The sequence below is a fragment of the Paenibacillus litoralis genome, assembly GCF_046244365.1.
In the GTDB taxonomy this organism is placed as follows: Bacteria; Bacillota; Bacilli; order Paenibacillales; family NBRC-103111; genus Paenibacillus_V.
In genome coordinates, this window is the sequence record NZ_CP176395.1 from 3,053,940 (window position 1) to 3,072,437 (window position 18,498).

At 53.1% G+C, this 18,498-nt stretch carries 13 protein-coding genes; 11 read left to right on the forward strand and 2 right to left on the reverse strand.

Going from position 1 to position 18,498, the window contains the following annotated elements; all coding sequences use genetic code 11:
- The first annotated feature begins 50 nt into the window (after nt 1-50).
- The 4 genes from ACKGJP_RS12260 to ACKGJP_RS12275 all read left to right on the forward strand — a co-directional run bounded on the left by ACKGJP_RS12260 (nt 51) and on the right by ACKGJP_RS12275 (nt 5,121).
- Nucleotides 51-950, forward strand: coding sequence for an ABC transporter permease (locus ACKGJP_RS12260; protein ID WP_409345918.1), 900 nt, complete (start codon nt 51-53; stop codon nt 948-950).
- 25 nt (nt 951-975) lie between these two features.
- Nucleotides 976-1,848, forward strand: coding sequence for a carbohydrate ABC transporter permease (locus ACKGJP_RS12265; RefSeq protein WP_409347145.1), 873 nt, complete (start codon nt 976-978; stop codon nt 1,846-1,848).
- A gap of 284 nt (nt 1,849-2,132) precedes the next feature.
- Nucleotides 2,133-3,902: a sensor histidine kinase gene (locus tag ACKGJP_RS12270; RefSeq protein WP_409345919.1), complete on the forward strand. Its 1,770-nt coding sequence runs from the start codon at nt 2,133-2,135 to the stop codon at nt 3,900-3,902.
- Complete coding sequence (locus tag ACKGJP_RS12275) at nt 3,880-5,121, forward strand: response regulator (RefSeq protein WP_409345920.1); 1,242 nt, start codon at nt 3,880-3,882, stop codon at nt 5,119-5,121. The genes ACKGJP_RS12270 and ACKGJP_RS12275 overlap by 23 nt, the downstream gene beginning before the upstream one ends.
- Nucleotides 5,122-5,187: 66 nt before the next feature.
- Here the strand turns inward: ACKGJP_RS12275 and ACKGJP_RS12280 are convergent, their stop codons facing one another.
- On the reverse strand, nt 5,188-5,607 hold the full coding sequence (locus ACKGJP_RS12280; RefSeq protein WP_409347146.1) for a GNAT family N-acetyltransferase: 420 nt from the start codon (nt 5,605-5,607) through the stop codon (nt 5,188-5,190).
- A 1,432-nt stretch (nt 5,608-7,039) separates the two neighbouring features.
- Nucleotides 7,040-7,912, reverse strand: a complete 873-nt coding sequence (locus ACKGJP_RS12285) for a helix-turn-helix domain-containing protein (protein ID WP_409345921.1) — start codon at nt 7,910-7,912, stop codon at nt 7,040-7,042.
- A 171-nt stretch (nt 7,913-8,083) separates the two neighbouring features.
- On the opposite strand from ACKGJP_RS12285, the gene ACKGJP_RS12290 reads away from it, so the two are divergent.
- The 7 genes from ACKGJP_RS12290 (at nt 8,084) to ACKGJP_RS12320 (ending at nt 18,472) form a co-directional block, all read left to right on the forward strand.
- The gene (locus ACKGJP_RS12290; RefSeq protein WP_409345922.1) at nt 8,084-10,789 is read left to right on the forward strand and encodes a family 78 glycoside hydrolase catalytic domain; all 2,706 of its coding nucleotides are present in this window, start codon (nt 8,084-8,086) and stop codon (nt 10,787-10,789) included.
- Nucleotides 10,790-10,914: 125 nt separating this feature from the next.
- Nucleotides 10,915-11,241 (forward strand): response regulator, encoded by a 327-nt coding sequence (locus ACKGJP_RS12295; protein WP_409345923.1) that lies wholly within the window; start codon nt 10,915-10,917, stop codon nt 11,239-11,241.
- Between the two features lie 405 nt (nt 11,242-11,646).
- Nucleotides 11,647-12,993 (forward strand): ABC transporter substrate-binding protein, encoded by a 1,347-nt coding sequence (locus tag ACKGJP_RS12300; RefSeq protein ID WP_409345924.1) that lies wholly within the window; start codon nt 11,647-11,649, stop codon nt 12,991-12,993.
- Between the two features lie 53 nt (nt 12,994-13,046).
- Nucleotides 13,047-13,946, forward strand: coding sequence for a carbohydrate ABC transporter permease (locus ACKGJP_RS12305; protein WP_409345925.1), 900 nt, complete (start codon nt 13,047-13,049; stop codon nt 13,944-13,946).
- Nucleotides 13,943-14,797 carry a carbohydrate ABC transporter permease gene (locus ACKGJP_RS12310; RefSeq protein WP_409345926.1) on the forward strand — a complete coding sequence of 285 codons (855 nt, stop codon included), beginning with the start codon at nt 13,943-13,945 and terminating at the stop codon, nt 14,795-14,797. The genes ACKGJP_RS12305 and ACKGJP_RS12310 overlap by 4 nt, the downstream gene beginning before the upstream one ends.
- 242 nt (nt 14,798-15,039) lie before the next feature.
- On the forward strand, nt 15,040-16,878 hold the full coding sequence (locus tag ACKGJP_RS12315) for a sensor histidine kinase (protein ID WP_409345927.1): 1,839 nt from the start codon (nt 15,040-15,042) through the stop codon (nt 16,876-16,878).
- Nucleotides 16,859-18,472, forward strand: coding sequence for a response regulator (locus ACKGJP_RS12320; RefSeq protein WP_409345928.1), 1,614 nt, complete (start codon nt 16,859-16,861; stop codon nt 18,470-18,472). Before ACKGJP_RS12315 ends, ACKGJP_RS12320 begins: the two co-directional genes overlap by 20 nt.
- Nucleotides 18,473-18,498: the final 26 nt, after the last annotated feature.

The following is an 18,498-nucleotide window of genomic DNA, read 5'->3' on the forward strand; positions in this document are numbered from 1 at the left end:
GGGCTATCCCTCCTGCCATTTTTATCCTGTGACATGCGGTGGTGGGAATAGTGCTCAAGAAACGATGGATAAGGGAATGGCCTTTGCATCTGATGATATTGCCGAGCGTGGTGCTTCTGTTTATTTACAGCTATATTCCGATGGCCGGCATTACGATTGCTTTCGAGAAATTTATGCCGGCCAAAGGGATTTTTCATTCTCCGAAGGTCGGGTGGAAAAACTTCAAGTGGCTCCTCGAATATCCCGATATCGGGCGCATCATGATCAATACGGTCAGCATCGCGATCATGAAAATGATCGTCGGATTGATCGTGCCTATCATCGTGGCCATTCTGCTTAATGAAATTCGCAAACAATTGTTCAAGCGGGTGTTTCAAACGCTCGTCTATCTGCCGCACTTCCTGTCGTGGGTGCTGCTTGGCGGCATTCTGATCGATATTTTGTCGCCGTCGACCGGGATTGTCAACAAAGCGCTGGAATTCATCGGTATCGATCCGATCTACTTCCTCGGAAACAATCGCTGGTTTCCGGCCGTCATCGTACTGTCCGACGTGTGGAAGGAATTCGGCTTCGGCACGATCGTCTATTTGGCTGCGTTGACAAGCATTAATCCTTCGCTGTACGAAGCCGCCGAAATGGACGGCGCCAACCGGTGGAAACAAACTTGGCATATTACGCTGCCGGGAATGTTGCCCGTGATCATTTTGCTGGCGACTTTGAGTCTGGGGAACGTGTTGAACGCCGGTTTCGACCAGGTTTTCAACCTGTACAGCCCGCAAGTTTACGAGAGCGGCGACATTATCGATACGCTGGTATATAGATTAGGTCTGGAACAGTTCCAGTACGGAGTCGCAACGGCTGTCGGACTGTTCAAATCCGTCGTCTCTCTTGTCTTTATTTCTTTGTCTTATTTCCTGGCTTACCGATTTGCTAATTACAGAATTTTCTGAAGGGGGAGGCCCATTGAAAACCCGAATGACCCCGGGTAGATTGACATTCACCGTGTTCAACTACCTGTTTCTCGGCGCGCTCTCCTTGATGTGCATTTTGCCCATGATCCATATATTGGCTCTGTCCTTCAGTTCGGGTTCTGCGGCCGCTGCCGGGAAAGTGACGCTGTGGCCCGTCGAGTTTACGACCGTAGCCTATCAAAATATCATGAGCAAGCCGCAATATTTCACAGCGTTCTTGGTGACGCTAAAGCGGGTGGCGCTCGGCACCTCCATCAGCATGCTGCTCACGGTGCTGGCCGCATATCCGTTATCGAAAGAGGCGTCGCATTTCAAGTTCCGCACCGTATATGCTTGGTACTTCGTCATCACGATCCTGTTCGGCGGCGGTTTGATTCCATGGTATATGACGATCAAGGCGACCGGTCTGATGGATACGATCTGGGCGCTTGTCCTGCCGGGCGCCGTGCCGGTCTTCAACGTCATTTTGCTGTTGAACTTTTACCGCGGGCTCCCCAAGGAACTGGAGGAATCGGCGAAAATAGACGGAGCGAACCATTTCGTTACGCTGTTTAACATTTATTTGCCGTTATCGACGCCGGCTTTGGCGACGATCGGATTGTTTACGATCGTAGGGCATTGGAACAGCTGGTTCGACGGTCTTATCCTGATGAACCGCACCGAAAATTATCCGCTGCAGACCTTCCTGCAGACCATCATCATCAAGAAAGATTTTCGGTTCATTTCCTCGGAGGAACTGGATATTTTGCGGCAGCTGTCGGACCGGACGAGTACCGCCGCACAAATTTTCGTCGCCGCTTTTCCGATATTAATAGTCTACCCGTTCCTGCAGCGCTTTTTTATCAAAGGGATCGTTATGGGCAGCGTAAAAGAATAAAAAGGACGGAAGCATGTATAAGAGGTTGCCGACAGGCCTCTTATTTTTGCTTTTTTGTAAAACTATCAGAATTTATTAGTTTCAAGGACGGCGAAGCCGTTTATCCTTGAAGTCTTAGAAAGTATATCGTGGATGTGGCTCGACTTCTCGGTAAACGCATGGCGTCCAAAGGACGCCGCAGGTGCTTATTCTTGTTTGAAGCATCTGTAAAATGTTTCATTTGCGGAATCCGCCGAAACCATGCAAATATAAAGACAATATAGAGACGGGGCGGGGGTCCGCAAATGAGGCTCATTCATGAATTGAAAAATCCTTCGATTTTTTTGAAGCTGTTTCTTACGTTTTTTCTTGTCATCACGCCGCTGTATCTGATAACGCTTAGCATGAACAAGAAAGGGTCGGACGGCATCCGGAACGAGATGACCGAGTCGATCAAAGCGCGCACCGATTATTTCATGAACGTACTGGAGCGGGAAATCGATAGAATCTCCGCCTCCATGCCTGAATATGTCGTCGACCAGGACCTGCGGAAGCTCAGCGCGATTGGCGATCAAATCAGTGAATACGAGCGGCTGGAGCTTGTCAACGCTTTACAGCGGCGACTCTACCTGATGAAATACTCGAGTTTGTTCATCGCCGACGCCAAAGCGTATATTCCGCTAATCGGCAGAACCGTCTCGAGTACAAGCTACGACGCAAGCATCGATATGCCGGAAATGGAGGCGCTGCAAGGGAATAAAAGCGGAGGGCCGCTCATTTATTGGGACAACCGATTATTCCTCGGCCTCGATTATCCGTCCAACGCAAAGCGCAAGCCGATTTTCGTGCTGGGCATCGAGCTTTCGATCGAGCAAGTAGACGACATGTTGTCGACCGTCGTTACGCCCGGCGAAGGGAGCGCGGCGCTGATCAACTTGAAGCAGGACTGGTCGATAGCAAGAAATGTTAGCGCTTCAAATATCGATGCTTTGAAGCAATTTTTACAGAAGCGCCAGACACAGGGAGAGCAGAACGGAGTGTCGACGATTTCCATGGAAAACCAGCGGATGATCGTCTCATACCGGTTTTCGCCCTCGATCAATGCCTATCTGGTTACATTCACGCCGGAGACTTATGTACTCGGCGCACTGACGACGCTCAAAAACTGGTTCTGGGTCATGTCCGCTGCGTCCGTGTTAATCATCGTCCTGTTCTCGTATTCGATCAACAACGTGATCCGCCGTCCGATGAACAAGATCGTCCGCGCCTTCAACAAAATGTGGGACGCGCACACGTACCCGACGCTGCCGGAAAACAGGAAAGACGAATTCGGCTTTTTGTACCGCGGCTTCAACGATATGGTCGATCGGCAGAAGAGCCTGATCCAGGAAGTGTACGAGCAGAAAATCCGAAGCCAACGGTCGGAGCTGAAACGGCTGCAATCGCAGATCAATCCCCATTTCCTTTATAATTGTTTTTTTGTCCTGTGCCGCTTGATCAAGACGGTCGATACGGAACGGGCATATCAATTCTGTACCTACATGGGGAATTACTTTCAGTATGTGACGCGCGATCGGGCGGATGAAATTCCGCTTGCGCTCGAAATCAAACATGCCCAAACCTACGTCCATATCCAGACCGTTTGCTTGGGGGATCGGGTCCGGGTCGAATTCCAGGTTCCCGAATGGGTGGCCGAAGGCGGAATGATAATTCGGCTCGTGCTCCAGCCGATTATTGAGAACGCGTACAAGCATGTATTTGAGAAACAGGAGGAAAACGGATTTCTTTGGGTTCATATGGAAAGAGATGGGGGCTTTCTGCTCGTGCACGTGGAGGATAATGGGAGCAAGCTGGACGACCGGATGGTCGGCCGATTGAACGGCATACTGGAACGCGACGCAGGTGAGCTTGACGATTCGAACGGAATTGCGAACGTTCACCGTCGCATTCAATTGCGTTATGGCGAAGACTGCGGCATCACGTTCAACCGTTCGCTGCTCGGGGGGCTGCACGTGCAAATTAAACTGAGGCCATGGCAGGAGGAGGAATCCGATGTACAGGTTGCTCATCGTTGACGATATGCCGATCGTGGCGGACGGGCTGGAAGGGCTGCTGCAAGAGGCAGCTCATTTAAAAGTCAAGCTCTATAAGGCGTATTCCGGGTCGAAAGCGCTCGATGTTTTGCGGAGCGAACGGATCGACATCGTACTTTGCGACATAAAGATGCCAGGCATGGAGGGAATCGACCTGCTGAAAGAGATCCGGCTCCGCTGGCCGCATTGCAAAGTCATCTTTCTGACGGCTTACGACGACTTTGAATACGTGCGCAGCGCGATGTCGCTTGGCGGGTTCGAGTATATTCTCAAGGTTGAGGATGACCGGAAAATCATCCGGACGATTGAAAAGGCTATCGATGCGATCTGCGAAGAAGACGCCGCCCGCAGCCTGGTTCAGCAAGCATACGGGGAGCTGCTCGATGCGGAAGGCGGGGTTGCCATGAGCAATGTGCCGTTCGGGTCGGATGCCGTCCGCGGCACGCTCCGCGAGCTTCGGATTGCAATCGAGCGGAAGCAGGCCGAAGCCGCCCAGCCGGAGGCGGAGGAGGCAGCCGTACAAGCGGGCACGGTTTATTTTCAGTTGCACAAAGTCCGGCTATTGGGCGAATATCTGGAAAGCGGGCGCGAAGCCGAGTTCGTCAAGCTGTTCGGCGAGCTGAATGCGTTCCTGCTTGGCAATGCGACCGGGCAAATGCATAAGCTCGAATGCTTGCACGCGCTTAACGCCGTCTACGTCCCGAATTTGGCTGCCTGCGGCCTGCAGGACGAGTTAGATGTGCTGCGAACGCTGTATAAGCGCATTCAGTCCGGCGAGGAAGGTTCTTGGGAGACGATCGGCGGCTGTTTCCGTAGCTTTGCATCGACGATTTTCAAATGCAAGCGGAGTGCGGCGAACGTAAATGCGAATGATGTAATCGATAAAATCCATGCTTACATCGAGACGCAAATTGCGGATGATCTGACCTTGGCCACGCTGGCTGGGCACGTCAATTTCAATCCGTCCTACTTCTCGCGGTTCTACAAGCAGACAACGGGGATCGCGCTCTCGGACTACATCGCGGACATTCGGAACGCAAAGGCGAAGGAACTGCTGCAGAGGCCGGCCATGAAAATTCAGGATATCGCGGAGAAAACGGGCTATCATTCCAGCATGGCGTTCATTCGCTTCTTCAAAAAGCAGAACGGCATCACTCCCGAAGAGTACAGAAGGCGAAACCTGCACGGTTCCCGCACGTGAGGAAAACAATGCGGGATGGAAGGCGAATCCTTAAATCCGGCACAGAAAGAATACCGCCAAATGCTTTTATTTGTATTCCATAACCCAGTATTTCTCTGTTGGATTACCTTCTTCAACGATTTTTTTCCAGCCTTTATGCTCATAAAATTTCATCGCCGCATGATTTTCCGATATGCACTTCAATCTAATTGGTTTATTCATTTTTTCTATAGAGGCATGAAGCAACAATCCGCCAACACCCATACCGAAGAAATCGGGGTGAACGAATAAATTATGGATAAAGTTATCCGGCAAATAGAGAGAAGCAAATCCGAGGATTCGATTATCCTCCTCTGCTAAAATAATATACTCTCCTTCTGTATGCTTATCAAAATCATCTAAAGTCATTGCTTCTATATCCGCCCAATAAAAATTTTTACGGCGTGATTCCAAGTATATTTTCCTTAAAGCGGGATAGTCAAATTCTTTTGCAACTCTTATATTCACTTTTTTCACTCTCGCTTTCTTATTAATCTTGCAATATTGTACTACTCCTAACTATAGTACATAAAGTTTTGAGAGTCATTCCGTTACATGGGGGGAGCAACCGTTGCCTTCGGCATGTTACTTGTTGCTTTCACGCTCCACATGGGCTACTTCGACGAAGGTCAAGTGCCGCGTCCGAAGCCACGTACGCCGGTATCCGAGCTGTTGACAATGTTTGAATAAATGACTGACCAACGGACCGCTGGCTGCTTCCTTTGAGCATCCTTTGGTGAAGTGGGCTTCTTTATGCTCCGGTTTTCCCTGACAGGTTCGGAACCTTTCCCATTTCCAGTTTGTGAACAGATGGTTACCGAATCGAATGTAAGTACGTATGTCGGACGACAAGAACATAGTCCGATTCAAACCCGCATAACTTGCGGGTTTTTGATTTTAAAGGGTCAGGTTCTTGTCGCGGACGAACGACAAGAACCTGACCCTATTCTCGAAGCAAAGTGGGGGCGGCTAAATAGCAGGGATAGGATATTTTAAAACTATTGATTCGATTCATTCTAACTGTATCACTTATAAGATCAATAAAGGCTGGTATTCAGTAGAAATTTTATGTAGCGAAAAAGATGGTCAAGAGGATCTGATGTTGGAATTGTTTCTTAAAAGAGAAGAGAATCGCCCTAAGTTTTCGGGGGATTTTTCGGTTGAATATTCCCGCAGCTGGTCGGGGTAGTACCACAGCATAGCTGTCACCACCCGCAAACGTATGGAAACAGGTTGGTACAGGAAGGGAAGAGATGAATTGAAGAAGTTGGTGAATTAGCTAAAGTTTAAGGAAAGACAAAAGGTGGTTGTCCACCTTGCGCTTGACAGGGGAGGAGGATGTAGTTCAATGAGGCCTGCCGATCATCGTGATCGGAGTCATCATGTCCATTTACCGTCAGGGCAGGCTGGAATCCACCCTACAATACGCCAGCCGTAATTGGAATTCAGAAGCTTGCGAACTGATTGTCCCTACCCCGATTCTTCAACCGGCCCGGCAGCACGAGCAATGCGGTAAGTCCGAGAATGGTCATGAACAAAAAATGAATTTCCCCATACCCACCTTGGGTAAGAAGCATATGTCCAGAGTCCGAATATGAAAATTAGAGAGGCTGTCACGTTCTTCACCCTGTTCTGCCATTTTTCAACAAAAGTTGACTCATTATATCATAAAGAGAAGCTTTCTTCCGCTTTCTTCCGCTTTCTTACACTTTTTTCTTAACACCCAATTGCCAATGGCATATTCATCTTTTTCATGTCAGCGCAAGTCCGTCCTACGTTCCGTTACCACAGGCTATACCCAGTCCCTCCCCGCACGCGCAAACGTATATCCTGCACCAAGGACGCCGAATGGCGCTTCGAAAGCCACACGTCACTTTGTGGAGTTATCTTGTATCTGCGTTTATCCTGGTGAGGAGCCGGCTAACCGGTTTCTGTACGCGGAGGGCGAAACGCCGGTTTGCTTGCGGAACAGCCCGTTGAAAAAGGCCATGTCCTGGTACCCTACGGAGGAGGCGATATCGCTTACTTTACGATCGGTCATCCGAAGGAGCCGGCATGCTTCGCGGATACGGACGGCTTGCACATAGTCTCTCGGGGTCGTGCCTGTTCGCTTCACGAACATCCGGTGAAACTGGCGTTCCCCGATTCCGAGCACAGCAGCCATATCGCCGGTCGATAGGGGACCGGAGTAGCGAGTATCGACCAATTCGAATACGGCTTCCATTTTATCCGATACGTTCGTTTCCTGATGCAAAAATCCGTTCTCTGCACGATGCACGAACAGAAAGATGCTCATGGCACATGTATAAAGTGCGGCTTCGCGTCCTGCGCGCGCCGAGGCGTACTCGAAACGCGCTTGCTGGAAGGTGCGCTGAAGCTCTCCGTAGTGATCGCGGTAGTGCTGGCATTCCGTATGACGGAGCAGCGGCTTCAGCTCGCTTCCGCCGGGAACCGCATGCAACAGTTTGGTCGCCGCATCCAGGGAGATGACAAGATTATAGATGATGAGCGGAGGCTTCTTGGATGCCGATGCCGGCCGAAATACGTGCGAGATGCCGATCGGAATGAGAAAAATATCCCCTTGGGCTACGGGGAGAGCCCGGTCCCCGACATGGTGCGTGCCCGTGCCTTCGCTCACATAGCTGATTTCGAGGAAATCGTGGCGATGCTCGGAGGACTCGTACGATTCCTCTACGCGATTCACATAAATGGGCAGGGTACCGCGAAAAAATCTTTCCCCGTTATACAGATGGATTCCCCTTCGAATCGGCATGATGCTCGTCCTTTCTGGCCATGGTCAGTAAATATACTCATTCCTATTCGTCTGTTTTGCCTCGGGAAAATGTCAGAAAAGCCAGCGGGAGAACGATTCCCCCAATCATATAATGAGAAAAGCGAATGATCAAGCTGCTTGAACAAACAATGATGGGGAGGCTGCAAAAGCATGCCGGAATTGGAAATTGGGGCGTTAACATGCAATTATCGTATCAATCCGCTAGGAACGGACGGGGCGCGTCCGCGTTTTGGCTGGAAGCTGATATCGGAGCGGAGAGGCACGATGCAGCAAGGCTATCGGGTACAGATAACGGAAACGGACGGCGACTTCGCGGCGCCGCTCTGGGATTCCGGCCGTGTGGAATCGGAGCAGTCGATTCAGGTGGCGTACGGCGGTCCCGGGTTGCGTTCCGGAACCCGTTACTATTATAGAGTCAACGTATGGGACAATCACGGACGAGAATCAGGCTGGAGCAGTGCGGCTTGGTGGGAGACGGGATTGCTGTCGGCCCAGGAATGGAAGGCAAGCTGGATTACGCCGGATCCGGCTGAAATCGATCCGCATGCGAAACCGGTTTTTCTGCTACGCAAATGGTTCGCGCTGCGGAGCGGCATCCAATCCGCGCGGCTGTACGCAACCGCCGCAGGGGTATACGAGGCTTTCCTTAACGGCGAGCGGGTCGGCGACGAACTGCTGGCGCCCGGATGGACGAGCTACAACAACCGGCAACAAGTTCAGACGTATGATGTGACGCAGCATCTCCGTTCAGGTAATAACGCGATCGGCGTCATGGTGGGGGACGGCTGGTACAAGGGACAGCTGACGAATAAGGAGAAGCGGGATTATTACGGCAATCGGCGGGCCGCGCTGCTGCAGCTTCATATCCGGTATGACGACGGAAGCGAGGAAGTAGTGGCGAGCGATGCGACTTGGCGGTCGTCGACCGGTCCGGTCCGGCTTTCCGAAATCTATGACGGCGAATTATACGATGCGCGGCTGGAAAAATCAGGCTGGTGCGCGGCCGAATATGACGAATCGGAGTGGAGCGGTACGGTTGTTTGCAGCTTGCCGTATACCCAGCTTGTCACCCAAGAAAACGGGCCTGTTCGCGTTATCGAAACGGTTCGCCCGCAAGCCGTCCTCCGCACGCCCTCAGGCGAAACCGTTCTGGACATGGGACAAAACATGGTCGGCCGCATCCGCTTGTCGGTGAACGTCCCCGCCGGAACGCACATCAGGCTTCAGCATGCCGAGGTGCTGGATAAGGAAGGGAATTTCTATACCGGCAATCTCCGCCTGGCGAAGCAAACCGTCGAATATATCGCGAAAGGCGGCGGGACGGAAGCGTATGCGCCGTGCTTTACGTTTCAGGGCTTCCGCTATGTAAAAGTGGAAGGAATGTCCGCGAACGATCGCATGCTGCTTGACAGCTTCGTCGGCGAGGTCATTCATACCGACATGGTACGGACGGGGGAGTTCGAATGCTCGCATCCGATGGTAAATCAGCTTCAGCGAAACATTGTATGGGGGCAGCGGGGCAATTTTCTCGACGTGCCTACGGATTGTCCGCAGCGGGACGAACGTCTCGGTTGGACGGGTGACGCACAAGTGTTTATCCGCACGGCTGCTTTCAACTATCACGTCGGGCCGTTTTTCACGAAATGGCTGCGCGATCTGAAGGCGGATCAACGGCCCGACGGCGGCGTCCCGTCCGTCATTCCGAATGTGCTCGCCGATCATACCTCCGGCACGATGGGCAAAAGCCCGCATTCCTCGGCGGCTTGGGGCGACGCGGCGGTCATTTGCCCGTGGACGATGTACCTATGCTACGGAGACACGCATTTGCTGGAGGAGCAGTATGAAAGCATGAAGGCGTGGGTGAACTATATCCGCGATCAGGGCGAGGACGAATATTTATGGAACACGGGTCCTCATTACGGCGACTGGCTCGCTTTGGATGCCAAAGAAAACAGTTATATCGGAGCGACCCCTAAAGATTTGATCGCTACCGCTTTCTTCGCATATTCAACCAAACTTGTCCGTGACTCGGCCGTAGTGCTGAAACGGTCGGAAGACGTACGGACATACGGGGAGCTGTTGAACCGCATCATCGCCAAGTTCAGTGAGGAATTCGTCACCTCCTCCGGGCGGCTAGCCGCGCCGACGCAAACCGCTCACGTGCTGGCGCTTATGTTCGGGCTGGTGGAAGGCAAGGCACGCCAAAGAGCAGCCCGCGAGCTGAACCGGCTTGTCGTCGACAACGGCTTCCATCTGACTACCGGCTTCGTCGGGACGCCTTATTTGTGCCAAGTATTATCGGATAATGGCTATCACGATACGGCGGTCAAACTGCTTTTGCAGGAGAGCTATCCTTCATGGCTCTATTCCATCACGAAAGGGGCGACGACGATATGGGAACATTGGGACGGCATCAAGCCGAACGGTTCGTTCTGGAGCGACGACATGAATTCCTACAACCACTATGCTTACGGGGCGATCGGCGACTGGCTTTACCGCTATATCGCCGGGCTTGACATGGATGAAACGGCCCCCGCTTACAAACGCATTCGCATTCATCCGCGCTTCGGTGCCGGGGCGCTCTCTCATGCGAAGGCGGTTCTGGAATCTCCTTACGGCCAAATCGAGTCGGGCTGGAAACTTCGCGACGATCGGGTCGAGGTCGGCGTCCGCATTCCAGTGAATGCGGCTGCGGATATCATTTTACCCGGCGCAAGCTTGAAAGGGTTGGGAAAGCTCCCGGAAGAAGGCATTCATTCCGCTGCGGAAACGGCGGACGGCGTTCGTCTCTCCGTCGGATCCGGCGCTTATACGTTCAGCTATACGGCCGTTAAAGGCGATACCGGATTCCGGTAACCGACAGGCTGCCCTCACGCTTCTCCGAGGGCGGCTTTTCATTTTTTTAGATTGCAATTTTCGACATTTTTTGCGCTAATGGTAGTAGGCAGGCGAGCCATACAATCAAGAAAGGGGTGAGGGCTGTGCTCAAGGTCGTCATCGCAGAAGACGAAATGTTCGTCAGAATCGGGATGAAAAACTCGATTAGCTGGGAAAAGTTCGGTATGCAGGTCGTTGCGGATGTATCCAACGGCCAGGAGGCATGGGAAGTGTACCAACGAGAGAAGCCGGATTTGATCCTCACCGACATTAAAATGCCTGTCATGAACGGCATGGAACTGATCGGAAAAATCAGAGAGAACGATGCGAAGAGCAAGATCGTCATTCTGACGGTGTACGAAGAATTCGACTATGTTCATAAATCGCTGCAGCCTACTAAACCGAATACCGGCTACTGCCGTCGTCGATAGACGATTCGGCTTACCGCAAGAGAGGCTATTCCGAAGGTCAAATGGGATCGGGGGATAGCCTTTTTGAAACGATTTTTGCGAAGGCGCGATCGTCTAAACCTGTAAATCCGATTGGCGTTTATAATACGTCCAGCCCTAAAGAGAAAGAATACGTATACTTGGAGCGTTTTGCTCTGCGGCTTCGCCATGCATCCATATACCGGAAAAAATCGGCGTTTAAGACGTTGCCTGGTGTCTACTCTAGGCGCTTCTTCGGAGATTCTTACGTTTCTGCAAACGGTCCGTACATTTCTACATTCCATTCGCGGCTCATCGGCTATACCATAGTTCTATGAAAGCGGTTCCGGTTATCTGTACGATAAGCGAAGGGACTGCCGCAATATCAAAAAAGAGGAGAGTGTGAGCATGAGTAAACGAAACAAGCTGCTCGCGTTAAGTTTGTCGCTTATGGCTGTCGTTTTCGCCGGCTGCTCCGGAGGGGCGTCGCCGGATGCAAGTGCAGTGCCGGGAGCGTCTGCGGACAATAAGGGCGGGGCAAGTCCGGAGGCGAAGGACGGCGGGAAAACCGAGCAGACGGAGCTGCGGATCCTTTGGTGGGGCAGCCAGGACCGGCATGATATGACGCTCAAGGTGCTCGATCTGTTTCAGAAAAAATATCCGAACATTAAAGTGACGCCCGAGTTTACCGGATGGGACGGATACTGGGACAAATTGTCCGTGCAGATCAGCGGCGGCAACGCTCCTGACGTCATCCAGATGTCCTATGCGTATTTGAGCGATTATGTGAACCGGCAGGCGATGCTCGATCTGACCGGCCAAGGCATCGGCTTCGACGGCATCGAGGAGAGTACGCTGAGCACCGGCAAGCTGAACGGCAAGCTGTACGCGGTACCGGCCGGAATAAGCTCATACGCGATGCTGTACGATCCCGCGATGCTGGAGAAAGCGAACGTGAAGCTGCCCGAGCAGCCGACATGGGACGATTACGAGAAAATGGGCCAGCAGATTAAGGACAAGCTCGGCCGTGAAGGCATTGTTCTGATGGACGAGAGCGGCAATATCGATATTTTGAATTTGTACGTCAGGCAGAAAGGGATGACCTTCTTCAGCGGCAACAAACTCGGATTTACCGAGCAGGCGCTGACCGAATATTTCAATTATTGGACGAAATTGCGCAAGGCGGGTACCGTAGCATCGGGCGCATTGACCGCTTCGTTCGCGGGAGGGACGATCGAAAAATCGCCGATCGTGACCGGCAAAACCCCGTTCACGATGTTCTCGATGAACCAGTACGTTTCTTATTCGGGGATGGCGAACCGGCCGCTTGAATTGGCGCTCACGCCGAGGCAGCCGGACGGGAAGGAAGCCAACTATTTGATTCCGTCGATGTATTGGTCCGTTTACAGCAAGAGCAAGCATACGAAGGAGGCGGCGATGCTGATCGACTTTTTGACCAACGATGTCGAAGCCGGCAAAATTCAGGGCGTAAACCGGGGCGTCCCGATTTCCTCCAAAATCCGCGATGCGATCAAACCGCAGCTGAGCGAAACGGACAAGAAGCAAATCGCCTATATCGATAAAATAACGAAAATCGCCGTGCCGGCGGTCGTCATTGAGCCGAAGGGGGCCGCCGAGGTGCGTAATCTGCTGGTGTCCGTGACCCAGGAAATGCAGTTCGATAAGAAAACGCCGGAGCAAGCCGCTCAAGAATTTATCAAGAAGGCGAACGACATATTGGAAAAAGCGAAATAACGGCGTCCCAATCGCGGCATCGATAACGGGTTTATCGGGAAATGGAGGTGCGTATGCGCGCGATTACGTTTAAGAGGAACGCCACCGCTTATTTGTTCATGCTTCCTTGGCTGGCCGGGCTGCTGCTGTTTACGATCGGCCCGGTCGCCAGCTCCTTGTATTTGTCCATGACGAAGTTCGATCTGCTGACGGATCCGCAGTGGATCGGCTTGCAGAATTATAAGGAAATCTTTTTAGAGGACAGCCGGTTTTACCAATCGTTGAAGGTTACTTTTTTCTTCGTTATCGTTTCGGTTCCGTGCAAGCTGCTGTTCGCCCTGCTCGTCGCGATGCTGTTGAACCGCGGCATCCGGGCGATCGGCTTGTACCGCAGCGTCTACTATTTGCCGTCGCTGCTTGGCGGCAGCGTGGCAATCGCCGTCATGTGGCGGCAAATTTTCGGCGATCTCGGCACCGTTAACAAGCTGCTGTCCGATTTGTTCGGCATTTCGGGACCGATTTGGCTCGGCGATCCGGATTATGCCATCTACCCGCTCATCATACTCGCGGTTTGGCAATTCGGCTCTTCGATGGTCATTTTCCTGGCGGGACTGAAGCAAATTCCGCAGCACTTGTACGAAGCTTCCGCGATCGACGGGGCGGGCAAATTTCAGCAATTCCTAAAAATTACGGTGCCGATGCTGTCGCCGGTCATCTTTTTCAATCTCGTCATGCAGACGATCGGCGGGTTTATGGTTTTTACGCAAGGGTTCATCATTTCCAAGAACGGTCCGCTCGACTCGACGCTGTTCTATTCCATCTACTTGTACGAGAAAGGGTTCACTTATTTCAAAATGGGCTACGCTTCGGCGCTCGCGTGGATATTGCTGGTGCTGGTCGGGGCCATGACGGTGCTTATTTTCCGCTCCTCGAAGATGTGGGTGCATTATGAATCGGAGGAGGGGAACGGATGACGGCTTTGACAATAGGCGGAAGACGGATGAAGCGAATGATGCTGCACATCGTTCTGGCGCTTTCCTGCCTCGTCATGATATATCCGGTGTTGTGGATGGTATTCAGCTCGTTCAAACCGACGGCGGAAATTTTCTCTTCCGAGGCGCTGCTTCCGAAGCAATGGCTATTTTCCAATTACAAGACGGGCTGGTTCGGCGTCCCCAAAATGAACTTCGGCACGTTTCTCACCAATTCGTCGCTGATCAGTCTGCTCGTCGTTATCGGCAACATCGTCTCCGCGTCGCTTGTCGCATTCGCTTTTGCCCGGCTGAGGTTCAAGCTTAAGTCGTTATGGTTCGGCGTCATGCTGATGACGATGATGCTGCCGGGACAGGTGACGCTCATTCCGCAATACGCGCTGTTTCACAAGCTGGATTGGATCAACACGTATTTGCCGCTGACCGTCCCGCATTTTCTCGGCGGTACGCCGTTCTTCATCTTCCTGCTCGTCCAGTTCATCCGCGGTATTCCGCGGGAGCTTGACGAAGCGGCTACGATCGACGGCTGCGGCACCTTTCAAATTTATTGGCGTATCGTCATGCCATTGTGCGGCCCGGCGCTGATTACAACGGCCATATTCAGCTTTATTTGGACATGGGATGATTTTTTCGGGCAGCTGATATACATTAATGATGTGAAGAAATATACGGCTCCGCTCGGGTTAAGACTGTTCCTTGACGGCAGCGGCAAAAACGAATGGGGGCCGATGCTTGCGATGTCTGTGCTGTCTCTGCTTCCAAGCTTTGTCATTTTTATGACGTGTCAAAAGTATTTCGTTCAGGGCATCGCCACAAGCGGGTTGAAGGGCTGACGTGACGTGGGGCTGAATGGATTCGGCTGAAAACGAGGACATTCTGCGTCTCGCAAAGTGTCCTCTGGAATTCCGGAGCGGACGGCAAGCCGCTTTGCAGAAGATGAAGCGCCGGTAACGTGTACCCGCCGTACTGCCGGAGCGGACGGCAACCGGTACGAAAAAACAGGAGCGGGAACATGCCGGCCGGCCGGACTTTTTCCCCAGGGAATAGACTTTGCCCTCATAGGAGGCTGATTGCGATGCGAATGGAAAGGACGGGGAAGTGGCGGCTGCAGCCGCTGCTTCTTCTTGCATTCGTGCTGTTTACCGGAGCTATGCTGCTTATAACGACGGCGATCATCTATTTCGGCGTTTCCCGCGTCATTACGGAGCAAACGAGCGAGACACGGCTGCAGCTCATAGCGGAAATGCAGAAGCAGCTGACCGCCCGCTTCCGGGAAGTGGAGGAAACCGCCCTTTCCATTTCGACGCATCCGAAAATTATCGAGGCCTTCTCGAACAAACAGGCGGATCCTTACGACAACATTACGATACGGAAAGAAGTCAACCAAATCGTCGACCGGTTCTGGTTCGCCAAGGCTTCCATCAAAAGCATTCAAATTTACAGCGACCGGTTCGACGAACTGGCCGCAATGTCGTCGGAGCATAATTTGCCGTTATCGCTCATGTCTTGGCTGGAAGACAAGGACCGGCTCGATCAGTCAGACGCGCTCTGGGTGAAGTCGCATATGGAACCGAACGTGCAATACAATCCAAAGCCGGTCGTCACCTATATCAGCAAAATATTTACGGATAAAGGCGGCGTCGGCGGTTATTTGGCGATACATGTCGCGGAAGAGACGGTATTCGATTTATTCAAAGACCGCAAGCGTCAGGCGGGCACGATCGTGCTGCTCGACAGCGGCGGCCGGTTGATCTCGCAGAGCGGGTCGGGCAACGACGGCGGCTTCGACCCGACGGTGAGACCGAAATGGCTGACCGAGCTGCTGCTCCTGCAGGATGAAGGCTACAAGTCCGCCAAAATCGGGGGAACCTCGAGCCTCATTCTTTTCTCCGCCCCGAATCATGCTCAGTGGCGTATTTTGGAAATGATTCCCGCCGACGAACTATATCGCGGCGTTCGAACGATTCGGAATATCGTGCTTGCGATCGGCTTGCTCGGCATTTTGCTGTCGTTCCCGGCCGCTTCTTATTTATCCAAACGCATTATTCGGCCGATTCCCGAGCTGCTGGCAGGCTTCAAGCAAATTCAGGGCGGCAATTTCAACACGCAAGCGGCGGAGCAAAATCCGATCGTCGAATTCAATCAATTGTCGCAGAGCTTCAACCGGATGGCTGCGCAGCTGAAGGAGCTGCTCGCCCAGCTGCGGGAGGAGCACCGGGCCAAGCGGCAGGCCGAATATGCCGCCCTGCAAAGCCAGATCAATCCGCATTTTTTATACAATACGCTTGATATGATCAATTGGATGGCAGCGCGCAAAGGGGCCCACGACGTCAGCCAGATGGCGTCGAAGCTGGCAAAGCTGTTCCGCATCAGCCTCAGCAAAGGGAAGACGTTCATAAAGCTCGGCGACGAGCTGGAGCACGGCTTGCTTTATGCGCAAATTCAGCAAGCCCGTTTCAAGGACCGGTTTACGTATGAGTCTTATGCGGAGCCTGCTCTGAAAGAACTGTACGTGCCGAAGCTTATTCTTCAGCCCTTTATCGAAAATGCGATCATTCACGGATTTCCCAAGCAGCTGGAGCGGCAAGGAGTCGTGAAAGTGTCGGCCGAGCTGCGGGGCGAGTCGGTCTTGTGCCTGATTATCGAAGACAACGGCTACGGGCTCCCGGCCGACTGGAATGGGAAGGGATCGGAGCACGGCTCTCCGAACGCGGACGGGACTAGCGGTTACGGCATCGGCAATGTCAGGCAGCGGATCGAGCTCTATTTCGGAAAGGCATACACGGTGCAGCTGACCGGATGCGACACCGCAGGCGTACGGGTTGAAATTACGCTGCCGCGTTTCGATTCGACGGACGAGCTGGAACGATATATAAACCGGGGAGATGATCGGGATGAACATCTTATTGGTTGACGATGAAGAGCATGTCATCGATGGATTGCGCGAGATGATCGATTGGGAAGCGCTGCATATCGACCGAGTGTTTACAGCCGCGGACGGGGAAGAGGCGTGGCAATTGTACTGCAGCCACCGGCCTGACGTCGTGCTGACGGATGTGGCGATGCCGCAGATGAACGGACTTGAGCTGTCCGCCCGTATTCGCCGGGAGGATCCGCATGTCCCGATCGTCATCTTGAGCGGCTACGACGATTTCGAATATGCGCGCGAGGCCGTTCATCTGAGCGTATCCCGCTATATTCTAAAGCCGGCGGTGTTCACCGAAATTCAGGAGATGCTCGCCGAAGTGATCGGCGAGCTTGAAGCGGTCCGGAAGCAGAAGCAATACGCCGACGAATTTTCCCGGCAGATGAAGCATTCGATACCGCTGCTGCGCGAGCAGCTGTTATTCGATCTCGTCGTTACCGGCGGCGCCGTCGTGACGGCGGAGCAGCTGCGTTTCCATCAGCTCGAAGACGAGCTGTTGACCGGCGGCCTCGTCGTGACGATCGGGCTGTACCGGACGGACGACGCGAGATTCGCGAGCGAGCGGGACTGGCAGCTGTTCAAGTTTTCAGTCGCCAATATCGTGTCGGAGACGATCGCGGCGGCGGACGGCATACCGGGCGGCTGTTTTCTGCTCCGCTATGTGGAGGACCGGCTTCCGCTTCTCGTGATAAGCGGGGATCCCGGCGAAGCCGTCTTGAGAGCGCGGCGACTGGCCGAGGCGTTTCTCGAAAGCGTCACCCGTTATCTCGGGATCGAGCTGAATGTCGCCATCGGCGGGTGGTTCGGCAAGGCGGGGCAATACCGCGCCTCTTATGTGCAATGCTGCGACATGCTTCGGTCGCTGGACTTCGAAGGATACCACCGAATCGTGTCGGCGGATGACGAAAACGACTATGCCGCTTCTATGGCGTACGATCCGCTCAAAGCCATCCGGCTGCTGAGCGGAACTTTCCGGCAGGGCGGCTGGGGCGAAGCGGCGGAGATGTGGCGGGAGATGCGCGGCGCGCTGCTTCGCGAATCGGTGCCGCTAGGCGTCGCGCAAATTGCCGCCGTCTCGCTGATGAGCGGGCTGACGCTGGAATTGGCGGAGGAGGAGCGCGAGAATGCGAACCGTTTTTTGCCCATCGTTCAGGACATATACAAGCACCGCTCCAAAGAAGCCGTTCTCCAGCTTGTCGAGGATCATTTGAATGCGCTGCTCGAACAGTTTCGTCAGCGTGAAGCGCAGCAGCGTCCGTCACATGATTGCGTTCGTAAGTTAATCGAGCAGATCGAATCCCGTTTCGCGGAGCCGTTATCGTTCTCAGAGCTGGCAAGGCAGCTGCACATGACGCGCAATCATCTAAGCTATTTGTTCAAGCGCGAAACCGGCACGAGCTTTGTCGCCTACTTGACGAGCTACCGCATCGAAAGGGCGAAGGAGCTGCTTAATGCGAACCGGTACATGATCTACGAAATCGCGGAGAAGGTCGGCTATTCCGACGGCGCGTATTTTAGCCGCGTTTTCAAAAACGCAACCGGCGTATGTCCGCTCGAATATACGCATTCGCAGCGCCAATAGAAAATTTTTCAAACAAACTGAACGTT

Coding starts and splice junctions, on each gene's coding strand:
- ACKGJP_RS12265 (WP_409347145.1), top strand. CDS start 976: ATGACCCCGGGTAGATTGACATTCACCGTGTTCAACTACCTGTTTCTC.
- ACKGJP_RS12270 (WP_409345919.1), top strand. CDS start 2,133: ATGAGGCTCATTCATGAATTGAAAAATCCTTCGATTTTTTTGAAGCTG.
- ACKGJP_RS12275 (WP_409345920.1), top strand. CDS start 3,880: ATGTACAGGTTGCTCATCGTTGACGATATGCCGATCGTGGCGGACGGG.
- ACKGJP_RS12285 (WP_409345921.1), bottom strand. CDS start 7,912: ATGCCGATTCGAAGGGGAATCCATCTGTATAACGGGGAAAGATTTTTT.
- ACKGJP_RS12290 (WP_409345922.1), top strand. CDS start 8,084: ATGCCGGAATTGGAAATTGGGGCGTTAACATGCAATTATCGTATCAAT.
- ACKGJP_RS12300 (WP_409345924.1), top strand. CDS start 11,647: ATGAGTAAACGAAACAAGCTGCTCGCGTTAAGTTTGTCGCTTATGGCT.
- ACKGJP_RS12305 (WP_409345925.1), top strand. CDS start 13,047: ATGCGCGCGATTACGTTTAAGAGGAACGCCACCGCTTATTTGTTCATG.
- ACKGJP_RS12310 (WP_409345926.1), top strand. CDS start 13,943: ATGACGGCTTTGACAATAGGCGGAAGACGGATGAAGCGAATGATGCTG.
- ACKGJP_RS12315 (WP_409345927.1), top strand. CDS start 15,040: ATGCGAATGGAAAGGACGGGGAAGTGGCGGCTGCAGCCGCTGCTTCTT.
- ACKGJP_RS12320 (WP_409345928.1), top strand. CDS start 16,859: ATGAACATCTTATTGGTTGACGATGAAGAGCATGTCATCGATGGATTG.